At 60.9% G+C, this 22,154-nt stretch carries 18 protein-coding genes; 7 read left to right on the forward strand and 11 right to left on the reverse strand.

Annotated elements, in window-relative coordinates; translation table 11 throughout:
* Positions 1-24: 24 nt before the first annotated feature.
* Both pgeF and rluD read right to left on the reverse strand, forming a co-directional pair.
* Complete coding sequence (pgeF, locus tag ACURWW_RS07515) at positions 25-786, reverse strand: peptidoglycan editing factor PgeF (protein WP_445616186.1); 762 nt, start codon at positions 784-786, stop codon at positions 25-27.
* Positions 783-1,745 (reverse strand): 23S rRNA pseudouridine(1911/1915/1917) synthase RluD, encoded by a 963-nt coding sequence (rluD, locus tag ACURWW_RS07520; RefSeq protein WP_445616187.1) that lies wholly within the window; start codon positions 1,743-1,745, stop codon positions 783-785. The genes pgeF and rluD overlap by 4 nt, the downstream gene beginning before the upstream one ends.
* 233 nt (positions 1,746-1,978) lie before the next feature.
* Between rluD and ACURWW_RS07525 the strand changes: the two genes are divergently transcribed.
* Positions 1,979-2,902 (forward strand): outer membrane protein assembly factor BamD, encoded by a 924-nt coding sequence (locus ACURWW_RS07525; protein WP_445616188.1) that lies wholly within the window; start codon positions 1,979-1,981, stop codon positions 2,900-2,902.
* Between the two features lie 16 nt (positions 2,903-2,918).
* Here the strand turns inward: ACURWW_RS07525 and ACURWW_RS07530 are convergent, their stop codons facing one another.
* Positions 2,919-4,559: an NAD+ synthase gene (locus ACURWW_RS07530; protein WP_445616189.1), complete on the reverse strand. Its 1,641-nt coding sequence runs from the start codon at positions 4,557-4,559 to the stop codon at positions 2,919-2,921.
* A gap of 261 nt (positions 4,560-4,820) precedes the next feature.
* Here ACURWW_RS07530 and ACURWW_RS07535 point away from each other — a divergent pair, with 261 nt between their 5' ends.
* The 3 genes from ACURWW_RS07535 to ACURWW_RS07545 all read left to right on the forward strand — a co-directional run bounded on the left by ACURWW_RS07535 (position 4,821) and on the right by ACURWW_RS07545 (position 8,669).
* Complete coding sequence (locus ACURWW_RS07535) at positions 4,821-6,467, forward strand: sensor histidine kinase (RefSeq protein ID WP_445616190.1); 1,647 nt, start codon at positions 4,821-4,823, stop codon at positions 6,465-6,467.
* A gap of 47 nt (positions 6,468-6,514) precedes the next feature.
* Positions 6,515-7,870 (forward strand): sigma-54-dependent transcriptional regulator, encoded by a 1,356-nt coding sequence (locus ACURWW_RS07540; RefSeq protein WP_445616191.1) that lies wholly within the window; start codon positions 6,515-6,517, stop codon positions 7,868-7,870.
* Between the two features lie 250 nt (positions 7,871-8,120).
* The gene (locus ACURWW_RS07545; RefSeq protein WP_445616192.1) at positions 8,121-8,669 is read left to right on the forward strand and encodes a GspH/FimT family protein; all 549 of its coding nucleotides are present in this window, start codon (positions 8,121-8,123) and stop codon (positions 8,667-8,669) included.
* 27 nt (positions 8,670-8,696) lie between these two features.
* Here ACURWW_RS07545 and ispH read toward each other — a convergent pair whose 3' ends face one another.
* From ispH to ACURWW_RS07585, 8 genes are all read right to left on the reverse strand, one after another.
* Complete coding sequence (gene ispH, locus ACURWW_RS07550; RefSeq protein ID WP_445616303.1) at positions 8,697-9,629, reverse strand: 4-hydroxy-3-methylbut-2-enyl diphosphate reductase; 933 nt, start codon at positions 9,627-9,629, stop codon at positions 8,697-8,699.
* An 18-nt stretch (positions 9,630-9,647) separates the two neighbouring features.
* Positions 9,648-10,097, reverse strand: a complete 450-nt coding sequence (gene fkpB / locus ACURWW_RS07555; protein WP_445616193.1) for an FKBP-type peptidyl-prolyl cis-trans isomerase — start codon at positions 10,095-10,097, stop codon at positions 9,648-9,650.
* 12 nt (positions 10,098-10,109) lie between these two features.
* Positions 10,110-10,658, reverse strand: coding sequence for a signal peptidase II (lspA, locus tag ACURWW_RS07560; protein ID WP_445616194.1), 549 nt, complete (start codon positions 10,656-10,658; stop codon positions 10,110-10,112).
* 4 nt (positions 10,659-10,662) lie between these two features.
* Positions 10,663-13,467 carry an isoleucine--tRNA ligase gene (gene ileS, locus ACURWW_RS07565; protein WP_445616195.1) on the reverse strand — a complete coding sequence of 935 codons (2,805 nt, stop codon included), beginning with the start codon at positions 13,465-13,467 and terminating at the stop codon, positions 10,663-10,665.
* Between the two features lie 52 nt (positions 13,468-13,519).
* Positions 13,520-14,473, reverse strand: coding sequence for a bifunctional riboflavin kinase/FAD synthetase (gene ribF, locus ACURWW_RS07570; protein WP_445616196.1), 954 nt, complete (start codon positions 14,471-14,473; stop codon positions 13,520-13,522).
* Positions 14,474-14,584: 111 nt separating this feature from the next.
* The gene (gene murJ / locus ACURWW_RS07575; protein WP_445616197.1) at positions 14,585-16,168 is read right to left on the reverse strand and encodes a murein biosynthesis integral membrane protein MurJ; all 1,584 of its coding nucleotides are present in this window, start codon (positions 16,166-16,168) and stop codon (positions 14,585-14,587) included.
* Between the two features lie 182 nt (positions 16,169-16,350).
* On the reverse strand, positions 16,351-18,606 hold the full coding sequence (locus ACURWW_RS07580) for a molybdopterin cofactor-binding domain-containing protein (RefSeq protein WP_445616198.1): 2,256 nt from the start codon (positions 18,604-18,606) through the stop codon (positions 16,351-16,353).
* Positions 18,603-19,085 carry a (2Fe-2S)-binding protein gene (locus ACURWW_RS07585; RefSeq protein ID WP_445616199.1) on the reverse strand — a complete coding sequence of 161 codons (483 nt, stop codon included), beginning with the start codon at positions 19,083-19,085 and terminating at the stop codon, positions 18,603-18,605. Before ACURWW_RS07585 ends, ACURWW_RS07580 begins: the two co-directional genes overlap by 4 nt.
* Before the next feature lie 398 nt (positions 19,086-19,483).
* Here ACURWW_RS07585 and ACURWW_RS07590 point away from each other — a divergent pair, with 398 nt between their 5' ends.
* The 3 genes from ACURWW_RS07590 to ACURWW_RS07600 all read left to right on the forward strand — a co-directional run bounded on the left by ACURWW_RS07590 (position 19,484) and on the right by ACURWW_RS07600 (position 22,127).
* The gene (locus tag ACURWW_RS07590; RefSeq protein WP_445616200.1) at positions 19,484-20,227 is read left to right on the forward strand and encodes a class I SAM-dependent methyltransferase; all 744 of its coding nucleotides are present in this window, start codon (positions 19,484-19,486) and stop codon (positions 20,225-20,227) included.
* A gap of 73 nt (positions 20,228-20,300) precedes the next feature.
* Positions 20,301-20,873, forward strand: a complete 573-nt coding sequence (locus ACURWW_RS07595; protein WP_445616201.1) for a tRNA-(ms[2]io[6]A)-hydroxylase — start codon at positions 20,301-20,303, stop codon at positions 20,871-20,873.
* A gap of 3 nt (positions 20,874-20,876) precedes the next feature.
* Positions 20,877-22,127, forward strand: coding sequence for a hypothetical protein (locus tag ACURWW_RS07600; RefSeq protein ID WP_445616202.1), 1,251 nt, complete (start codon positions 20,877-20,879; stop codon positions 22,125-22,127).
* Positions 22,128-22,154: the final 27 nt, after the last annotated feature.

The raw sequence follows: 22,154 nt of genomic DNA on the forward strand, positions 1-22,154 counted from the left end.
AAAGTGATCCGGCGTTGACCTGGATCAGGTCAACCAGATCAGACTGGCCATGCGACCGGTGGTGCCGTCCCGGCGGTAGGAATAGAACCGTTGGGGCTCATCGAAGGTACAACGGTCGCCACCGTAGACCTGAACCACCCCGAGCGCCTGCAATTGAGCGCGGGCCACGGCGTAGAGGTCCAGCATGAAATGGCCGGACCGCTCCGAGGGGCGGCTGAACAGTTTCGGGTTCGCCGGCGTGGAGTCGGTCAGCGCATCGCGCACTTCGGGCCCCACTTCATAATGCCGGGCACTGATGGCCGGGCCGAGGAAGGCCAGCACGTCTGAGGACTCGGAGAAACCTTCCAGGGTGCGGGCAATGATGCCGTCGGCGAGTCCGCGCCAGCCGCAGTGGACCGCCGCAACCTGGCGCCCCTGGGTATCGCACAGCAGCAGCGGCAGACAGTCCGCCGTAAGCACAACACAGGCTCTCCCGGGCGTTCGGCTGATACTGGCGTCGGCCTCGGGGACAGACAGGCCATCACCGGCTTCCACGACGGCCGTACCGTGAACCTGTTGCAGCCAGCAGGGCCGGCTGATTCCCAACCCGGCGCACAGGGCGCTCCGATTGGCCTCTACGCGGGCCGGCTGATCGCCAACATGGTCGCCCAGATTGTTGGATGCGTAAGGCGCTTCACTGCACCCGCCGTTGCGGTAGGAGATAAAGGCTTGCACCGAGGAGGGCGCGGGCCAGTCCGGCCGGAATCCGCGGGCGGAACTGTCGCCTTCAGGAAGGTAATTGCTCACACCCGCACCTCTGCATCCTCGGTCTCGATCACTTGCAACAATGTATTCAGGTCGTCCGGTCGCGGAGCTTCCCAGCGCTGCTTTTCCCCAGTACGGGGGTGTATGAGCTCCAGGCTGCGCGCGTGCAGTGCCTGGCGTTCAAAACCGGCGACCGCCTCGCTCAACGGAGGAGATACTGTCCTGGGCAACTTGCGGCGCCCTCCATAGGTGGCATCCCCCACCAGTGGGTGACCGATGTGAGCCATGTGAACGCGAATCTGGTGGGTGCGTCCGGTTTCCAGTTTCAGATGCAGATAACTGAAGTGGCAAAAGAGCTGCTTGCGCTCGTAGTGGGTTATCGCCTCTTTGCCGCCACTCCTGACCACCGCCATTTTCTTGCGCTGCTGCGGGTGTCGGCCCATGGGCGCATCCACGGTACCCATGGGCGCGAGCCGGCCCCAGGCCACCGCCTCGTACTGGCGCCCCACGGTTCGGGCCTGGAGCTGGGCCACCAGGCTTTGATGGCTCTGGAGGGTTTTGGCCACCACCATCAACCCCGTGGTGTCTTTGTCCAGGCGGTGGACAATGCCCCCGCGCGGCAGATTGACCAGTTCCGGCAGGTGATGGAGGAGCGCGTTCAAGAGCGTACCGGAAGCATTGCCTGCAGCCGGATGGACCACCAGCCCGGCAGGCTTGTTGACCACCAGCAGGTCCTCATCTTCATGAACGATGTCCAGTGGCAGGTCCTGGGCTTCCCACTCGCCCTGGGGCTCGTCCTCGACCGTGAGCCGCAGCTCCTCGCCGCCCGCCACCTTCTGCTTGGCTTTGGCCGGGGAACCGTCGACGGTCAACGCTCCGCTCTTGATCCAACTCTGCAGGCGACCCCGTGAATACTCCGGAAACAACGAAGTGGCCGCCTGGTCCAATCGGGAGCCCAAGAGCTCGGCGGGCACATGTGCGCTGTGGAAGGTGGTGGTCATGGATAGATCGGGTCCGGCGCTCGGCGGCGCGTTCAGGGTAAACGGGGTTATCAGGGCCGGTTAACGGCCGGCGCAACATGCTTTTTCAATAATCTGCTAATGTAACAGATCTCCCGCGCCATCATGCATTGACTCCTCTCCTGTGCTTTAATGCCGCCAGTTCAGACGTATCCTTGCAGGATGGGCCCGGTTGCGCTGTGAGACCGGCCGAAAAAGATTTATTCGAGTTCAGTATGCTAGACAGATTATTCAGTTCCTTATCCACCCTGCGCCTGCTGAGCCTGGCGCTGGTTTTGACCCTGGCCGCTTGTGCATCCAGCCCCGAGGAGGATGCGGCGGACCGGGTTCGCGAGACCGAGCGCGAGCTCTACGAGACCGCGCAGCGCCAACTGCGCACCCAGCAGTGGGACCTGGCCATCAGCAACCTGCAACGGCTGGAGGACAACTTCCCCTTCGGCACCTATGCCGAGCAGGCGCAACTGGAGCTGATCTACGGCTATTACCGGAACTTTGATTTCGAGGCCAGCATCGCCGCCGCCGAACGCTTCATCCGCCTCCATCCCCGACACCGCAACGTGGATTACGCGTACTACATGAGAGGCCTCGCGTCCTTCGATCAGAGCCGGGGCTTCTTCGACCGCTTTCTACCCACGGACATGAGCCAGCGAGATCCGGGCGCCGCGCGGGAATCCTTCGGTTATTTCAACCAGCTCCTCACACTGTTTCCCGACAGTCAGTACGCCCCGGACGCAGAAAAGCGCATGGTCTACCTGCGCAACCTGCTGGCCCGCTATGAGATTCACGTAGCCAACTATTATTTCAAGCGCGGCGCTTACCTGGCCGCAGTAAACCGTGGCCGCTACGTGGTGGAAAACTTCCAGCAAACGCCCGCGGTGCCGGACGCGCTGGCGGTGATGGTTCAGGGCTACAAGCTGCTGGGGCTCGACGACCTGCAGCAGAGCACGCTGGCCATCCTCACGGAAAACTACCCGGAGCACCCGGCCCTGACCGAGGACGGGCAGTTCAACTTCCAATTCAGCACAGCCGCGGATGAGCGCTCCTGGTTGAGCCGGCTGACTTTTGGTCTATTCGACAAGCGCGAGCCACCCGGCTTTGACTCGCGCAGTGTCTACAACCCCGAATTCCAGGTCGACTGAGTCCCCGGGCCGGACGTCAGTCGCCGATTTTCCAGCCGGAGGTGATCGGGTAGCGTCGGTCTCTTCCGAACCCGCGGGTGGTGATACGGGGGCCAATGGCGGCCTGGCGACGCTTGTACTCGTTAATGTCCACCATTCGCAGGGCCTGCAGCACCTGCTCCCGTTCGAAACCCTCTGCGACAATCTGCTCCGCGCTCATATCCTGCTCGATGTAAGCGGCGAGAATCTGGTCAAGTACATCGTAGGGCGGCAGGCTGTCCTCGTCCTTCTGCCCCGGTGCCAGCTCCGCCGTAGGGGGACGTGTAATGACCCGCTCCGGAATACAGGGACCCAGGGTGTTCCGATACCGGGAGAGCGCGAACACGCGCGATTTGGACACATCCTTCAACACGTCGAAACCGCCCGCCATGTCCCCGTACAGGGTGGAGTAGCCCACCGCCACTTCACTCTTGTTGCCGGTAGTCAGCACCAGTGAGCCTTTCTTGTTGGAAATGGCCATCAGAAGATTGCCCCGGCAGCGAGCCTGGATGTTCTCCTCGGTCTTGTCCACGGGACGGCCCGCAAACTCCTCCTTCAGCGCTGCCATCATCGCGTCGTAAATCGGCTCGATACTGATGGAGCTGTAGCGTACGCCCAGGGTGCGCGCCTGCTCCGCCGCGTCCTGCTGGCTCATGTCAGAGGTATACCGGAAGGGCATCATCACCGCTTCCACGTGTTCCGCTCCGAGGGCGTCCACGGCAACGGCCAGGGTCAGAGCTGAATCGATGCCGCCGGACAGACCCAGCACCACACCGCCGAAGCCGTTCTTGTGAACGTAGTCGCGCACACCGAGCACCAGGGCCCCGTACATGGCTTCAAGCTGCGCCTCTTCCTCCTCCAGAACCGGCGACTCCAGGTGGCAGCCGTCCGCGTCCCGGCGCAGGTCCAGCGGGTAAATTGCCGATTGATAGGCAGGCGCCCGCATCTTCAGTGTCCCGTCCGGGTCCACCGCCAGAGACGCCCCGTCAAAGACCAGTTCGTCCTGGCCGCCCACCTGGTTCAGGTAGACTAACGCCATGCCGCTCTCCGCGGCCCGCTCCCGCAGTATCGCAAGTCGCTCGGCAGGCTTGCCCACGTGGTAGGGGGAAGCGTTGAGCACCAGGGCCACCTCCGCCCCCTCCTGTCGCGCCCGGGCCAGAGGTTCCCTTTCCCAGATATCCTCGCAGATCAACAGCGCGGCTTTGGTGCCGCCCAGATCAAAAACGCAGGACTCGCTGCCTGACGAAAAATAGCGCTTGTCGTCAAACACCTGATAATTGGGGAGAATCTGCTTGAAGTACCGATGGCTGATTTTCCCGTCCTGGATTACCGCCGCAGCGTTGTACACCCTGCGCTCTTCCGTGGAAGAATCAACTTGTGGATAGCCCACCACCACCGCGGCCCGAAAATCGGCCGCCAGCAGACGGTCCAGTGCCCTCTGGACCCGCAGCCCCACACTCTCGCGCAGCAGCAGGTCCTCGGGCGGATAGCCCATCAGGGTGAGTTCCGGAAACAGGACCACGTCGGCTCCCAGGTCCTGCTCGGCTTTGCGGACTGCGTCGATCACCAGCTGGGTGTTGCCGGGAATGTCCCCGACCCGGGGGTTCAGCTGGGCCAGCGCTATGCGTACGTTTGCCATGGATGGGTCATACTCCGCTATGAGTTTGTGGGTGAGGATCAGCGAGAGCGGCCAAATGAGCTACTATTGTGAGGCGCCGCCGCTGCACCTCCGCGCTAGCTGATGACTGCCGGCCGAAAACTGCTGAGTAGCAATCTTCAGGCCCGTCTGCAGGCGCACGCTGCGCGTGCCGACCCGCCGCGGTGTTGGCCGGCCCGGCTGCGGGTCGCGAATTATAACGTGAATACGCCCTTCTGCCTCGTCGCGGGCAATCGGAAGTCTATGGAAAACAGTACCAGCATCGACAGCCGGCACTCTTATGTGAAACGCCGGACCTCACCCCAGGAATGGGCCACCGCCAGCGACGCCGAGCTGCTGAAGGTCTACGTCTACTATCGCACTCTTTTGAGCAGCATTCTGCTGCTCATGTTCAGCGGCGACGTGGCCGGGAATCTGCTGGGCACCACCAATTCAAGACTCTTTGCCTACACAGCGTTTTCGTACACCGCCACCAATTTACTGGTCCTGATCCTTCAGTGGCGCAGCCACTTCACGCCGCGGACGGAACAGATCGTTGCCATCCTGGTGGTCGACATCATCGCGATCGCCCTGCTGACCCACGCCAGCAACGGCATGGACGGCAATATCGCCTACCTGTTGCTGATCTGTGTTGCCGCCGGCAGCATTTTCCTGCGCGGCACCGCGAGCATCGCCCTTGCCGGACTCACCACCATTCTCGTATTGAGCGAGAGCATCTACAGCAGCTATGTGGGGCTGCGAGGCGAGCGGGCACTCTTTTCCGCGGGGGTGTTCGGCGTCCTGCTGTTCGCCACGGCTTTCGTATTCGGGACGCTCAGCGAGAAGATCCGTCGCTCGAACCTGGAAGCCCTCGCCCAGGCCGAGCACGCCGCATACCTGCAGCGGCTCTCCCAGCTCACAATCGAGCGGATGAGGACGGGAATTATTGTTGTGGACAAGGGCGACCAGATCGTCCTGATCAACCGGGCGGCTCGCAATCTTGTGGGCCTGCCGGGACCTGAACACAAACCGCTGGTGCGACTTTCGGACGCGGAGCCACTGCGGGAGCACCTGACCATCTGGCGACGCTACCCCCACACCCGCTCACCCCATTTCCAGATTCGGGCCGAAGGGCCGGAAATCCGCGTAAACTTTGCCCAGCTCGAACCCCATCCGGACTCCGACACCCTCCTGTTCATCGAAGACAATCGGCTCCTCTCCCAGGAGGCCCAGCAACTGAAGCTCGCCTCTCTGGGGCGCCTGACGGCCAGCATTGCCCACGAGGTTCGCAACCCTCTGGGCGCAATCAGCCACGCCGCACAACTGCTGTTTGAATCTCCCCATGCGGCCACCAGCGACAAACGCCTGGGCGAGATCATTCAAAACCATTCGCGCCGGGTCAACCACATCATCGAGAACGTACTGCAGCTTTCGCGGCGCAAGGCGGCGCTGGCCGAGCCCATCAAGCTCGCCCAATGGCTGGCTGGCTTTGTGCGCGAGTACCAGCAGACGCGACGGGCAATCATCGATCTGCAGGTGCTGGACTCCGGGGCAAAAACCCGGGTGGACCCCAGTCAACTCCACCAGGTTCTCAGCAACCTCTGCGACAATGGTTTGCGCTACAGCCTCGAAAACACCGGTCATGAAACGCTCACGCTAGTGGTTGGTATTGATGCAGACAGCGAACTTGCCTATATTGAGGTGATCGACGAGGGTCCGGGGATACCCGACAGCGATCTGGAACAAATATTCGAACCCTTCTTCACGACGGAATCCTCCGGTTCCGGACTGGGTCTCTATATCTCGCGAGAACTCTGCGAAGCCAACCAAGCCACTCTCGTTTACCTGCGAACCGGCAAAGGAAAAAGCTGCTTCCGCATTAATTTCGCTCACCCGGATCGAATCTTCTGATCCGGAATCCGCACGACCAACACAACAAGCAACTAGCGATCGGACGAATGAGTAAATCACTGGCATTGGTTATCGACGACGAACCGGACATCCGGGAACTCCTTGAGATCACCCTGGGGCGCATGGGAATCGATACGGAAAGCGCAGCCAGCCTCCGCCAGGCCGAGGCCATGGTGGAGAGCAAAACCTACGATCTTTGTCTCACGGACATGCGCCTGACGGACGGTAACGGGATCGACTTCGTGAAGCGCGTACAGCGGGACTTTCCCAACATGCCAGTCGCCGTGATCACCGCCCACGGCAATATGGATACGGCCATCGAGGCCATGAAAGCCGGAGCCTTCGACTTTATTTCCAAACCTGTGGAATTGGAGGACCTGCGGAAAATCGCTGCCGCCGCCCTGCGCCTGCAACAGCAGCCTTCCAGCAAGGCATCCCCCAATCTGCTGGGAGAGGCACCCAGCTTCCAGAGCCTGAAAAAGAAGATCGTAAAGCTTGCCCGTAGCCAGGCTCCCGTTTTTATCAGCGGCGAATCGGGAACGGGCAAGGAACTGGTCGCACGAGCCATTCACGAGCAGGGCCCTCGTGCCGCAGAGCCCTTCGTTCCGGTCAATTGTGGGGCTATCCCCGGCGAACTGATGGAAAGCGAGTTTTTCGGCCACCGCAAGGGCAGCTTTACCGGTGCCACGGCTGACAAGCAGGGACTGTTTCAGGCCGCCAACGGCGGTACCCTGTTCCTTGATGAAGTGGCCGACCTGCCCCTGGACATGCAGGTGAAACTGCTCCGGGCCATTCAGGAAAAGGCGGTCCGCCCCGTGGGGTCACAGCAGGAAGATCGCATCGATGTTCGCATTCTCAGCGCCACCCATAAGGACCTGAACCAGGAGATTCGTGAAGGCCGTTTTCGCAACGACCTGTTCTATCGGATCAATGTAATCCAACTGGATATTCCACCCCTGAGGGAACGCCTGGAAGATATCGAGATTCTCGCCCGGCACTTTCTGCAGCGCTTTGCCGATGAATTGGATCTGCCCGCGGCCACCCTGGCGAAGGAGGGCTTGAGGGCGCTGCACGCCTATCCCTTTCCCGGCAATATCCGAGAGTTGGAAAACATCCTCGAGCGGGCTTACACCCTCTGCGATTCAGATATCATCGGCCCTGCCGACCTCCACCTTCCTGATCTCAGCACCCAGGTAAGCGAGGGAACCACGCCGCACCATCACGGGCCGATCACCGGCTCTCTGGACGACTACCTCGAGAGCATCGAACGGGATGTCATCACCAGGGCGCTGGACGAAACGCGCTGGAACCGCACCGCGGCGGCCAGGAAGTTGGGCGTGTCCTTTCGTTCGCTGCGCTACCGCCTGAAAAAACTCGGACTGGATGCGGAAGCAGACGGTTAACCAGGCCGCTTTTGAAAAAACCTGTGGAATCATCTTCGATGACCTTCTGAGCAGAACAGGGCGGTTCTGCGCATACCCCCCCGGTTCTGCGTTTCCTCCTACGTCGATCCGTCCCGATTTCCTACACGCTGTTTCGCACATCACTGGCATCCGCTCGCCATTGCCTTCCCTAGAATAGCCTCTGCAGTCACCGCGCGAGTCAACAGTATTGTCGCGGCGCAATCCGTTCGGAGGACCAGGGAGAGGACCAATGAGGGAACGAGGATTCACTTTATTCGAACTGCTGACCACACTGACCATTGCCAGCCTGCTGCTGTTCATCGGCTTGCCGGCGTTGTCGGACACAATGAAACAGAGTCGCAGCCGGGCCATTGCGATCGAATTGACCGGTCTGTTCAGCATGGCCCGCCAGGCGGCGGTGAACACCGAGCGGCTCGTGACGGTTTGCGGGAGCAGTGATCAGATTCACTGCGACCGGGGTTGGGCCACAGGAATTCTGGTTTTCGTGGATGGGGGCTCAGCCGGAATCGTGGATGGAGGTGACCGCGTATTGCGCTACCACAGTCCGGCTCTCGGTGGAGATCTCGCGTGGAGAACATTTCAGAACAAGCCCTATGTCCAGTACAAGCCAAACGGCAGCACGGACAACAATGGCAACCTGACTTACTGTCCCGACAACCGAGCACCCGCCCTCGCGCGCCAGATCATCGTCAACCGGGTTGGACGGATCCGCCTTGCGGCAGACAGTGATGGCAACGGCATTGCGAATGATGCTGCCGGGGACGACCTGAGCTGCTGAGCGGACCGGGCGCGCCCGGTCTGCCGGTTACTGCAGGGCTTTCGGGAGAGAGAAGCGAATACTTTCGACTTCGCCGGGCATTTCCTCGGGGAGGTGGGCCCCCAGGCTACGCAGCCGGGAAACGACCCTTTGCACCAGCACTTCAGGGGCCGAGGCGCCGGCGGTGACGCCAATGCGGCCCACTCCGGCCATCCAGACCGGATCGATGTCCCGCTCGTCGTCGATGAGATAGGCCTGGGTGCCGCAGCGCTCAGCCAGCTCCCGCAATCGGTTGGAGTTGGAACTGGTGGGTGAACCGACCACCAGCACGAGGTCGTTCTCCAGGGCCAGTTGCTTCACCGCGTCCTGCCGGTTCTGCGTGGCGTAGCAGATGTCATCCTTTCGCGGCCCGTGGATGGCCGGGAACTTCTTGCGCAGTGCAGTAATGATACGCGCGGTGTCGTCAACGGACAGCGTGGTCTGGGACACGTATGCCAGATGTTCGGGGTCCCGTACCTGCAGCGTTTCCACGTCTTCTTCGTTCTCTACAAGATAGATGTCGCCACCATGACTGTGATCGTACTGGCCCATGGTGCCCTCGACTTCCGGGTGGCCCGCGTGGCCGATCAGCACGCACTCATGTCCCCTGCGGCTGTACCGGACCACCTCCATGTGGACCTTGGTCACCAGCGGACAGGTGGCGTCGAAAACCTGCAGCCCACGCTGGTCCGCTTCCTTGCGCACAGCCTGGGACACCCCATGCGCACTGAAGATAACGATGGAATCAGCCGGCACCTCGTGGAGTTCCTCGACGAAAACTGCCCCGCGATTGCGCAGCGACTCCACCACCGTGCGATTGTGAACCACCTCGTGACGCACGTATATCGGCGCACCGTGAATGTCCAGCGCACGGTTGACGATGTCGATGGCACGGTCAACGCCGGCGCAGAATCCGCGGGGGTTGGCGAGCTTTACCTGAATAGTCATAGAAGTACCGGGTCAGTGGGTTACTGCGGGTTCAACCGCTAGCACTTCCACATCGAATATGAGGTTGCGGCCCGCGAGCGGATGGTTGAAATCCACAGTAACCGTCTGCTCGTCAAAGGACTGGACGATGCCGGGCAGTTCGTTGTTGTTGGCGTCTGCGAAGGAGACCATGAGCCCCTCGCTCAATTCCATGCCGTCCTCAAATGAGGAGCGGGGAATCTCCTGAATATTGTTGGGATTGTGCGCACCGAAGCCCTGCTCCGGCAGCACCTCAAAGCTGTTGCGATCCCCCGCGGTAAGCCCGAAAAGCAGTTTTTCGAACCCTTCCAGCAGGTTTCCATCGCCGACTACAAAGGTCGCCGGATTCGAGTCGAATGTGGAATCCACCTCCGAGCCATCATCCAGCTTGACCGCAAAATGCAGAGTGACCTGAGTGCCGGGACCAATTAGAAGTTCTGACATAAGCATCAAATGTTAGTTGGATTTCGCCTGAGTTCGGGATTGTCTGGATTGTACGAAGAGCATGTCCACAATCAATAGCGCCGCGCCGACGCTGATGGCGGAATCGGCGATATTGAAGGTGGGCCAATGGTACTGCTGATAGTGCCAGACCACGAAGTCGACCACGTGACCCAGCAGGATACGGTCGTAAACATTGCCCAGAGCGCCGCCGAGAATCAGTGCAAGAGCAAGCAACTCCCAGTGACGACCAGCCGTTCGGCTCGCCACCAGGCGCGCAATCCAGATGACGATACCCACGCTTACCGCGATCGCAAGGCCGCTGAACAACCAGCGCTGCCAGCCGCCCGCGTCGTACAGCAGGCTAAAGGCCGCGCCCGTATTGTAGGCCAGCTCCAGGCGAAACCATGAGGTGAGAACAACAACCTCGCCGCCGGCCAGTGCCGACTCGGCCCACAGCTTGGTGATCTGGTCCAGCACCAGGATAAGCGCGGCAATTCCGTACCAACCCCACAAAGCCTTCGATTTCAGAATCGACACATTTTTTCTCCGATGTGGTGGCATCCGCTCAGACAAAACGCCGGACTTCTCCTGAACCGTCCACGTTCTCCACGCAGCGCCCGCAGAGTTCCGGGTGCTCCGGATGGCTGCCTATATCAGGCTGATAATGCCAGCAGCGGGGGCATTTGGCGTTCGCAGTTTTGCGGACCAGCACCTTCAACCCTTCAACATCCTGGGACTGGGCGTCTGCCGGTGCATCGTCAAGAGGCCGCACTTCGGCCGCCGAAGTAAGAAGCACGAAGTGCAGCTCACCGTCCAGCGCACTCAGATCCTGCCGCCACTGTCCGTCCGCGAAGATGGACACCTCGCACTCCAGCGCGCTGCCAATTTCGCCAGCCTTGCGCATGGATTCGATGATCTTGTTCACTGCTTCCTTGGCCTGCACCACTCGCTGCCAATAGGCCGGCCCCATGGTTTCGGACTCGGGCAGACGGAAAAGTTCATGCCAGCGCGCTGCGAAAACCGGTTGCGAACGGTCGCCCGGCATCAGCTGCCAGATTTCGTCCGCGGTGAAGGAAAGAATCGGTGCAATCCAGCGTACGAATGCTTCTGTAATGTGGTAGATGGCCGTTTGTGCCGACCGCCTCGCCCGGCTGTCCGCCTGAGTCGTGTACTGGCGATCGCGAACGATGTCCAGGTAGAAACTGCTCATGTCCACCACGCAGAAGTTATGCAGCTTCTGATAGATCAGGTGGAACTGATACTGGTCATAGGCTTCGACGATCTCTGCCTGCAGGGTCGCTGCACGGTCCACCGCCCAACGGTCCAGGGCCAGCATCTGGTCGGTCGGTACGGCATTCACCGCAGGATCGAAATCATCCAGGCTGGACAGAAAGTAACGGACCGTGTTGCGAATACGCCGGTAGGAATCCGAGGCGCGGCTCAGGATCTCCTTGGACACATGCATTTCGGAGGAACAATCAGTGGCTGCCACCCACAGCCGGAGTACATCCGCGCCCAGATCCTTGATGACCTCGTCCGGAGTAATCACGTTGCCCACTGACTTGGACATTTTGCGGCCCTGTTCGTCTACCGTGAAACCGTAAGTCATCACCTCTTTGTAGGGCGGTTTGCCGTGGATGGCCATGGCGGTTTTCAGGGAAGACTGGAACCAGCCGCGGTGCTGGTCGGAGCCCTCCAGGTACAGGTCTGCGGGGTATCGCAGTTCATCGCGTTTGCAGAGCACGGCGTAGTGGGTCACCCCGGAATCGAACCAGACGTCCAGGGTGTCGGTGACCTTTTCATACTGGCCCGCATCGGCCCCCAGCAGCTCGGTCGCGTCCAGTTCGAACCACGCATCCATGCCGTCCTTCTCGATTCGCTGTGCCACCTCTTCGATGAGTCGCGGCGTGTCCGGGTGGAGCGCCTGGGTTTCCCGGTGAACAAACAGGGCGATCGGCGCACCCCAGGTGCGCTGCCGGGAAATACACCAATCGGGGCTGGAGTCCACCATACCCTCGATGCGCGCCTGCCCCCAGGCGGGAAGCCATTTCACCTCCTTGATGGCATTCTTCACAGCACCGAGCAGATCGTTCTGGGTAAGGCTGATGAACCACTGCGGCGTCGCTCGGAAGATCAGCGGCGTCTTGGTGCGCCAGCAGTGAGGGTAACTGTGCGTAATCTTGCCCTGGTGCAGGAGCGCACCGCGTTCCTGCAGAACTTCGATTACCGGCTCGTCCACCTTGTACACGTGCTGCCCTGCAAACAGCTCCACGTCGCTGCGAAACAGGCCGTTTCCATCCAGGTAGTTGAGGGTACCGATGCCGTACTTGCGTCCCACCAGGAAGTCGTCGAGACCGTGATCGGGCGCGGTGTGCACACAGCCGGTCCCGGCCTCCGTGGTGACGTGCTCACCGAGCAGAACCGGAACCACACGCTCGTAGAACGGATGCCGGAGCTGAAGTTGCTCAAGAGCCTCGCCCCTGGCACGGCCGACCACTTTGTACTTCTCGATACCGGCCCGCTCCATGACCGACTCCAGGAGCGCTTCCGCCACGATCAGCCGTTCGGAACCGGCTTGTACAGCCACATAGTCCAGCTCACTGTTGAGGCTCACCGCCTGGTTGGACGGCAAGGTCCAGGGGGTGGTGGTCCAGATCACCACGGACACGGGCCCTTCACCGCTTAGGTCGGACATTCGCCGCTGTAGATCCGCTTCGTCGGCCACCGGAAAGCGCACGTCGATGGAGAAGGATGTTTTTTCCTGGTACTCCACTTCCGCTTCAGCCAGGGCCGATCCACCCACCACACTCCAGTACACGGGTTTGAAGCCCTTCAGCAGATGGCCGTTTTCGGCAATCTTGCCGAGCGCCCGCACGATGTCCGCCTCGAAGGCGTAATCCATGGTGAGGTAGGGGTTCTCCCAATCACCGAACACCCCCAGGCGGATGAAGTCCTTCTTCTGGCCCGCCACCTGCTTGCTGGCGTACTCGCGGCACTTCTGCCGGAAGGTTCTGTAGTCCACCTTCACACCGGCCTTGCCGATTTTTTTCTCCACTTGATGTTCGATCGGCAAGCCGTGGCAATCCCAACCGGGCACGTAGGGAGCATCGAACCCGCTGAGCGTTTTCGCTTTGACGATGATGTCTTTCAGAGTTTTATTGACTGCGTGACCCAGGTGAATACTGCCATTGGCGTAGGGTGGGCCGTCGTGCAAAATGAATTTCTCGCAGCCCTTGCGCGCGTCGCGAATCTGCTGGTAAATGCCCTGTTTCTGCCAGCGTTGCAAAGTCTGGGGTTCCCGCTGCGCCAGGTTGGCCTTCATGGGGAAGGCTGTCTTGGGCAAATTCAGTGTGGACTTGTAATCAGCCATAATCGCCTAATCGAGCTTGGTGTATGAGAAAGATGTCGTTTGAGCCTGAGACTCAAAGGGAAAAATAATCGCGCGCGTTCCGGATGTCCTTTTCCATTTGCTCACGAAGCGCCTGCAGATCTTTGAACCGCTCTTCTTCGCGAAGTTTGAGTTTGGGTTCCACCCGAATTCGCTGTCCGTACAGATCGCCGGAAAATTCCAGCAAATGGACCTCAAGCAGGGGCTTTTTCACGGCATTCACAGTCGGGCGCACGCCGATGTTGGCCACGCCCGGATGCGAGTCCAGACCCGCGCCGCTGACAGTCACCGCAAAGACTCCGGACAGGGGGGAGTGGTCCCGACGCATGCAGACGTTGGCGGTTCGCACCCCAAGCTGTCGACCCAACTGCTTCCCGGTTTTCACCCGACCGGAAATCGAAAACGGTCGTCCCAGCAAGCGCCCGGCCTCTGCAAAACGGCCTGCGGCCAGAGAAGCCCGGATACGTGAGCTGCTGACTCGCTCCCCGTCCAGCTCGACAGTCGCCGCGCTCTCGACACCGAAACCATGCACCTGCGCTTCCGCACGCAAGAGCGCAGCGCCACCCGCTCGTTTATTGCCGAAGCGAAAGTCGTCGCCTACCACCAGGTGGCGAGTCCCGAGGCCCTCTACAAGCACACTGTGAATGAAATCTCGTGGTGTGATCGCAGCCAGCTGCCGGTTGAAGTGGAGGCACAGAACCCGGTCGATACCCTCTGCGAACAGAGTCTCTACCTTGTCCCGAAACGGCTGAATACGAGCGACGCCCTGCTGGAAGTATTCGCGAGGCAGTGGCTCGAAGATGATGGCGGTCGAAGGCAAATTCAACGCCCTGGCCTTGTTTCGAACCTGCCCGATGATCGCCTGGTGCCCCAGATGCACTCCGTCGAAGGCACCGATGGTGACCACATTGCCGCGATGCTCCGGCTGCAGATTGGCCCTGCCGCGGATCAGATCTTTCCGGGTTTCACATTGGCTGGGGTCGCTCACATGGGGCACTGCAGTCGGGGGTTCCGTGGCAATCCTGGGAATTTTGGATCAAAGGCCGGGAGTATACCGCAGGTGACGGGGTGCCGGAAACGTCACGCGGTTCCCACACCCTCAGGCCGGAGTACGGAAGTGCCGCAGGCGCAGGCCCGCCAGCAACAGGCCCGCGGCATAGACCCCGGCCCCGGCGGCACACACGGCCAGCAGGCGCAAAGCGCGCTCCAGCGCCCCCCAGCGGGACCAGTCCTCCCAGTACCCAAGCGCAAGCACCAGAACTGCAACCATGGCCGCAGTCCCCAGAATCAGCCCCAGGGCAAAGCGCAGCCATTCGGGCTGAAAACGATAGGTGCCGCTGCGGCGCAGCCCCCAGAACAGAAGGCCCGCATTCAGGTAGGCGGACACCGACGTGGCCAGAGCCAGCCCCATGTGGCCCAACTCCAGCTTTATCAGTGGGAGTACGAAGGCGATATTCAGGACCATGTTGGCGATCATGGCGATAACGCCGATTTTGACTGGAGTTTTAGTGTCCTGCTGGGCAAAAAAGCCGGGAGCCAGCACCTTGATCAGCATGAAGGCCAGCAAACCGAGGCTGTAGGCGCGGAGGCTGTAACCGGCCATCAGCACGTCCCGGGTGCCGGTTTTGCCGTATTGAAACAGGGTAAACAAAATAGGTTCAGCCAGCACCATCAAAGCCGCCGCCGCCGGCACCCCGATCACGAAGATCATCCGCACCGACCAGTCCAGGGTGGCCGCAAACCGCCTGGGGTCCTGGGCCTGATGCTGGCGGGACAGGGTGGGCAGGATGACTGTGGCAATGGCGATGCCGAACACTCCCAGCGGAAGCTCCGATAGCCGGTCGGAAAAATACAGCCAGGTGATGCTCCCGGTAGGCAGGAAGGAGGCGATGACTGTGTCCAGAAGCAGGTTGATCTGACTGACGGACACTCCGAAGATTGCCGGCAACATCAGAGCGAGAATTTTGCGCACCCCTTCGTGGTTCCAGTCCACCTTGGGCGACGGCATGAGCTTGAGCCGATACAGGAAGGGAAATTGAAACAGAAGCTGCACCACACCGGCCGCCAGAACGCCCCAGGCCAGGCCGAGGGCGGGCGGATCGAACAGCGGCGAGACGACGATGGCTGCCGTGATGAGGGCCACGTTCAGCAGCACCGGAGTAAACGCGGGAATGGCGAAACGCCCGTAGCTGTTGAGAATGGCGCCTGCGAACCCGGTCATGGAGATCAGAAACAGATAGGGGAAGGTGATGCGGACGAAGTCGCTGGTCAGGCCAAACTTGTAGTCGTCGTCCAGGAAACCCATGGCGAAGAGCCCCGCCACTGCCGGCGAGCCCACCACGGCAATGAGGGTGACCGTAAGCAGCACCGAGCCCAGGCAGCCCGCTACCCGGTCCACCAACTCCTGCACCGCGGCCCGCGAGCCGCGCTCCCGGTATTCGGACAACACGGGTACGAAGGCCTGGGAGAAGGCACCTTCGGCAAACAGACGCCGGAGGAAGTTGGGAATCTTGAATGCGATGAAGAAGGCGTCCGCATCGGGACCCGCCCCGATGAAACGGGCAAACACGATGTCACGGATCAGCCCCATGACCCGCGAGAGCATGGTCATGGACCCCACCACCGCGCTGGACCTCAGCAATCGCGGCGAATCCTCGGGAGCGGCAGCTTCGGCGTCGGACATCGGTATTCCATGCAGGTGATTGGTGGCGGGCAAGTTTATAGGCTCCAGCCGCCGGCCTCCAGCCTGCAATCGACCGGTACGCGGCCCCTGTCACTGAATCGGGGCAAATCCACGGGGCCTGAAAACACAGCGCCCGGGCCGTTGCCGACCCGGGCGCTGTGTAACCGAAACCACCGCAGTGGTCAGACGGTGAAGCCTTCTTTGCTCAGGGGCAGGGTTTTCACCCGGTGCCCGGTTGCCGCGTAGATGGCGTTGCACACGGCGGGGATGAGCGGTGGCAGGCAGGGCTCGCCGAGGCCAGTGGGGGAAAAGTCGCTCTGGATGAAGTGGACCTCCACCTCGGGCGCGTTCTTGATTCGCAGCGGCCGGTAGTCGTGATAATTGCTCTGCTGAACCATGCCGTCCTCCATGGTGATCTGCAGGTCGGCCATGGTGCTCAATCCATCCACCACGGAACCTTCGGCCTGGTTCTCGGCGCCGCTCATGTTCACGATGGGCCCCACGTCACCGGCGATGGTCACCTTGTGAACCGTCACCTTCTTGTTGGCGTCCACGCTGACTTCGGCCACCTCGGCAATGTGACCGGCGTGGCTGAAGTGGAACGCCAGCCCGAGTCCGCGACCGGCGGGAAGCTCCCGGCCCCAACCCGCCTTCTCGGTGGCCAGCTTGATGACCTCGATGGCGCGCCCGGTATTGAGCGACCGGGTGTTGCCTTCAGCAAACCAGCGCGGTTCGCCCATGACCTCCAGGAGGAACTCCCGGTGGTCCCGACCGGCGGCCACAGCCAGCTCATGGATAAAGCTCTGCATGACCCAGGCGAAGGAATTGGCACCGGGTGCCCGCCAGGCGTAGCACGGGGTGCCCAGTGGCAGCACAGTCTGGGTCAGCTTGTAGTTCTCCAGGTTCAGGGCCGGAAACTCTTCCTTGGAAAGTGAGCCCCCGCTTACCGGACGACCGTTGTTGCTGAAGGTGATGAAATGGTTTTTCCAGCCGGTCAGCTTGCCGTTCTGGTCTACGGATCCTTTCAGTGCGTGGAAGCCGGCGGGACGGTAGAAGTCGTGCTGCATGTCCATCTCGCGACTCCACTGCACCTTAACCGGCGCGTCCACTTTCTGGGCGATGGCAGCCGCCTCACAGGCGTAGTCGTTCAGCAGTCGGCGACCAAAGCCGCCGCCAATCCGGGTCTGATTGATCTTGACCTTGTTGGCGGGAAGGCCGGTTACCTTGGCCACGCTGCCCACCGCGCCCTGAGGGGTCTGGCTGGGCACCCACATCTCGAGCATTCCGTCCTTGAAGTGGGCGGTGCAGTTCTGGGGCTCCAGTGGCGCATGGGAGGCAAACGGATAGGTGTAGTAAGACTCGACGGTTTGAGCGGCATTCTGGAAGGCGCCTTCCACATCGCCCTTGTTTTCCACCTCATCCTCACCGTCCTTCCGGGCCAGCTCGGCGGCGGTTTTCACGATCTCGGTCCAACTGTCGGTGGAGGCCGTGCTCCTGTCCCACTCCACTTTCAGCTTCTTCTGAGCCTGGAAAGCGGCCCAGGTGGAGTTGGCGATGATGGCGACACCGGAGGCCAGCTCGGTCTGATTGCCGTTGCCCTCCAGAATGAAGGCGTCCTTCACGCCCGGGAGGGATTTGACCTCTTCCAGATTGGCGCTCACCGCCTTGCCGCCGAAGGCGGGGCACTTGGTATAGGTGGCGTACACCATGCCCGGCAACCGGGTATCGATGCCGAACAGGGGCTGGCCGGTCACCAGGTCGACGTTGTCCACGCCGGTAACGCGCTTGCCGAGGAGTTTGTACTCACTTCGATCCTTCAGCTTGAGCGCTTTGGGGTCGGGTACTTCAAGCCGGGCGGCGGCATTGGCCAACTCGGCATAGCTCAGGGATTCCCCCTCGGGACTGATAACCCGGCTGTTTTCGGTGCGCAGGCTCTCCGCCGGCACCTTCCACTGCTGGGCCGCTGCCTGAACCAGCATGGCCCGGGCCGTCGCTCCGGCCCGACGCAGGGCCTCCCAGTTCATGGGAATGGACAGGGAGCCACCCGCAAACTGACGGCCGTACTGCTGGGCGATGGGTGATTGCTCCACCACCACATCGTCCCAGGACGCATCCAGCTCTTCAGCGACGACCATGGGCATGGAGGTTTTCACACCCTGACCGATTTCCGGGTTGGTGGCATAAATGTAGATTTCACCTTCCGGAGAAACGCGCACATAGGCATTGAGGTGGGCGATTCCGGCGTCCTCTCCGTCCGCGAGTGCTGCGGGTCCGAAACTCATGGCGAGGGTCAGGCCGCCGCCGGCGATCCCCACCAGTTTCAGAAAGGAGCGGCGATTCACGGTAAGGCTTTCGGCCCACTGGGCGTCCGCCTGGGCGAGAATCTGTTCGATGATGGGGTCGGAGTATTTGCTGTTATTGATGAGTGGCTGGCTCATGCTTTCTCTCCTCGCTGCGCCTTGGCAGCGGCGTGAACGGCGGCTCGGATGCGCGGATAAGTGCCACAACGGCAGAAATTGCCGGACATGGCGGCATCGATATCTTCATCCGTGGGATTGGGCTTGGCTTCCAGCAGGGCGGTGGCGGACATGATCTGGCCAGCCTGGCAGTAGCCGCACTGGGGCACGTCGAGATCAACCCAGGCCTGCTGCACGGGGGTCAATTCCGCGGCATTGGTGGCCAGGCCTTCGATCGTGGTAATGGTACGGCCTTCAGCCGCGGAAACAGGCGTCGAACAGGAGCGTACAGGGCTGCCGTCCAGATGAACTGTACAGGCGCCGCACTGGGCGATGCCGCAACCGTACTTGGTGCCCACCAAACCCAGGTGATCACGAAGCACCCACAACAAGGGAGTGGACGGGTCCACGTCTTGGATTTTTTCTGACTTGCCGTTGATAGTCGTATTAATTGTAGACATGAGGGAATCCCGTTTTTTCGCTGAGGAAGAAGCCTGCCTGGCCCGAAGTCTGGTTGTTCTAAACCCCGGGTTATTTAATGTCAAGGTCCTAAACAAAACCTAACACCGACGGGTCGCGCGCCCGGTGGCAACGCATGTGCGTAGCCACCGACACAGCCTTGTTGAAGCTTTATCTGCCGCTATGGCACCTTTGTTTACGCGCGACGTCAGACAATTGTGTATGTTGACCTGGCTGCCCGGAAAGCCTTATAACACTTGGCCGCAACGAAAAACCCCAAGTATTTCCTTTTGGCCGCCCGTTCGAAACGGAAGCCTGTATGATGCGATCACACACTTTCCCGCAGGGTGCGCATTCAGGTCATAACTCAAACGAGCCTACAAAAAAGAGGACGACAACAATGAACAAACTTCTCGCAACGATATTTCTCAGCGCCTTTCTGCTTCCCGTAGCTGCCACGACTCAGGCTGCCAGCGCCGACAGCATTCGCGCCGCCATCGACAGTTCGCAGCGCAAAGCCGAGGACAAGGAGAGAGACGCGGGACGCAAGCCCGCAGAAGTCCTCGCCTTTCTCGGTGTGGAACCCGGCATGACGGCGCTGGATGTCATGGCGTCCGGCGGATGGTACACCGAGGTGCTTTCTTTCGCGGTTGGCGAAGACGGCACTGTTTACGCGCACAACACTCCCGCGTTCCTGCAGTTTCGCGACGGCGCTTACGACAAGGCTCTCGACGAACGCCTGGAGGGCGGACGCCTGCAGAACGTTACCCGTGTGAACAAGGACTTTGATGATCTGGGACTCGAAAACGAAGTGGACGTCGCAATCAGCGCACTCAACTTCCACGACATCTACAACCGCGACCCGGAAGCGGCCGTGGACATGCTGAAGAATATCAAAAAGGCCCTGAAGCCCGGCGCCTCTTTCGGGTTGATCGACCACGACGGCAAGCCCGGCGCGGACAACGCCAGCCTGCACCGCATGACCAAGGAGCAAGCCATTGACGCCGCTGAGAAGGCCGGATTCGAAGTGACGGCAAGCGACCTGCTCGCTAACCCGGACGACGACCACACCGCCATGGTGTTTGCGCCGGAGATGCGCGGCAAGACCGACCGCTTTCTTCTGAAGCTGACCAAACCGGAGTAAGCTGATGGAGCGATGCCGCGCGCCGGCATCGCCCGCTTCAAAATCTCTTGCCTTCACCTCCCTTCATCTCCTTATGATTGAATTGCGACTTGAAACCGGCGACGAGTGGATCGCTGCAGTGCTTCGCGACTTTGATCGCTTTCTGGTGGACCACGCCGCCGCCGAAAAAAAAGCCGCGGGTATGGCGATGTCCATGCTGTCCCACTATCCGGACCGGCCGGAACTGGTCGCCGCCATGGCGGACCTCGCCGTTGAGGAAACTACACATTTTCGTGAAGTCCTTCGTCTGATGCAGCAACGGGGCATCCAGTTGGCTGCCGACGAAAAAGATCCTTACGTCAACCGGCTCCGTCGGCTGATACGCACCGGAAGCGAACACTACCTGATGGACCGCCTGTTGCTGGGCGGCATCATCGAGGCGCGCGGATGCGAACGTTTCACCCTCGTCGCGGAGGCAATCCCGGATCCGGGCCTGCAGCGTTTTTACACCCGGATCGGGCAGTCCGAATCCCGCCATACCGATTTGTTCGTGCAGTTGGCCACCACCTACTTTCCCTCCGCCGCGGTCACGGAACGGTTGGACGCGCTTCTCATTGAAGAGGCGGCAATTGTTGCCGACCTTCCCATTCGACCTGCCCTGCATTGATTCATGGTGGTTGCCCGCGCTCTGGAGAAATACTGCCGGCACTACGCGGAAGCCGAGCAGCGCCAACTCGGGACCTTCCCGCGCCACCATCGCTTCAGTAACGCTCTGGTGGTGCCTGCGTACAAGGAGGGGGCACTGTTTCTCGAGGGTCTCCAGGCGCTTGCGCAGGAGAGCGGACGCACACTGGTCATCCTGGTAATCAATCAGCCCGCGAACGATCAAGAGAACGATCAAGAGTGCGATCAGGACCAGGGGGCCAGCCTGGCTCTGCGGAACGCCGCGCTGGAAAGCGGCACCGCGGCCTGGCGAGTTGATCCGCTGACACTGATCCAATGGCAGAACCAATCAGCGCTGCTGGTGGTGGATCGTTATTCCCCGGGGCTGCGCATACCGCTGAAACAGGGCGTGGGTCTGGCCCGCAAGATCGGCAACGATCTCGCCGTCGAGCTGTTCCGCCTCGGCATCCTAGGGGCGCGCTTCATCCACAACAGTGATGCGGACGCGACTCTGCCCGCGGACTACTTTCAGCAAACTGCGGAGCTGCCGCCGGCCAGTGCCGCTGTCTATCCCTTTCGTCACATCGCCGGCGACGATGCCCTGGGATGTGCGACCCGGCTCTACGAGGAATCACTCCACTATTATGTGGACGGACTCCGCTGGGCCGGTTCTCCTTATGCGTTTCATACCATCGGCAGTTGCGTTGCCGTTTCGTTGCAGCACTACTGCCAGGCGCGGGGCTTTCCCCGCCGGGCGGGAGGCGAAGATTTCTATCTGTTGAACAAACTCGCCAAACTCTGCCGGGTCTTCTCGGTTCATGGTGCACCCATTACCATAGCGGCCCGGCAGTCCAGTCGCGTCCCGTTTGGCACGGGCCCGGCGGTGGAGAAGATTCTGGCACTGGGATCTCCGGACCAGTTTCACAGCTACGATCCGCGGGTTTTTGCAGAGCTCAAAACTTTGCTGCACAGCTTTGGCGGGCTGGAGCGGCAGCCTTCGGGGAGCGAACACTGGCTTGCCGGGCTGTCATCCCATTTGCGCGATGCCTGCCAGGCGCTGCAGATCGGGAAGCTTCTGGATCACCTGGAAAGAGAAGTTCACAGCCCGGTACACCGTCGACAGCACATCGCCCATTGGTTTGACGGCTTTCGCACCCTGAAGCTGATCCACTACCTCCAGGACAACCATTATCCCGCCCTGCCGTTTCATCGAGCCAGGTCCATGTTTCAGACTCTGGTGCGCGATCCGCTGGAATAGCATGGTTTACATGCGGTCACAACACTC

Source organism: Gilvimarinus sp. F26214L (assembly GCF_054401055.1).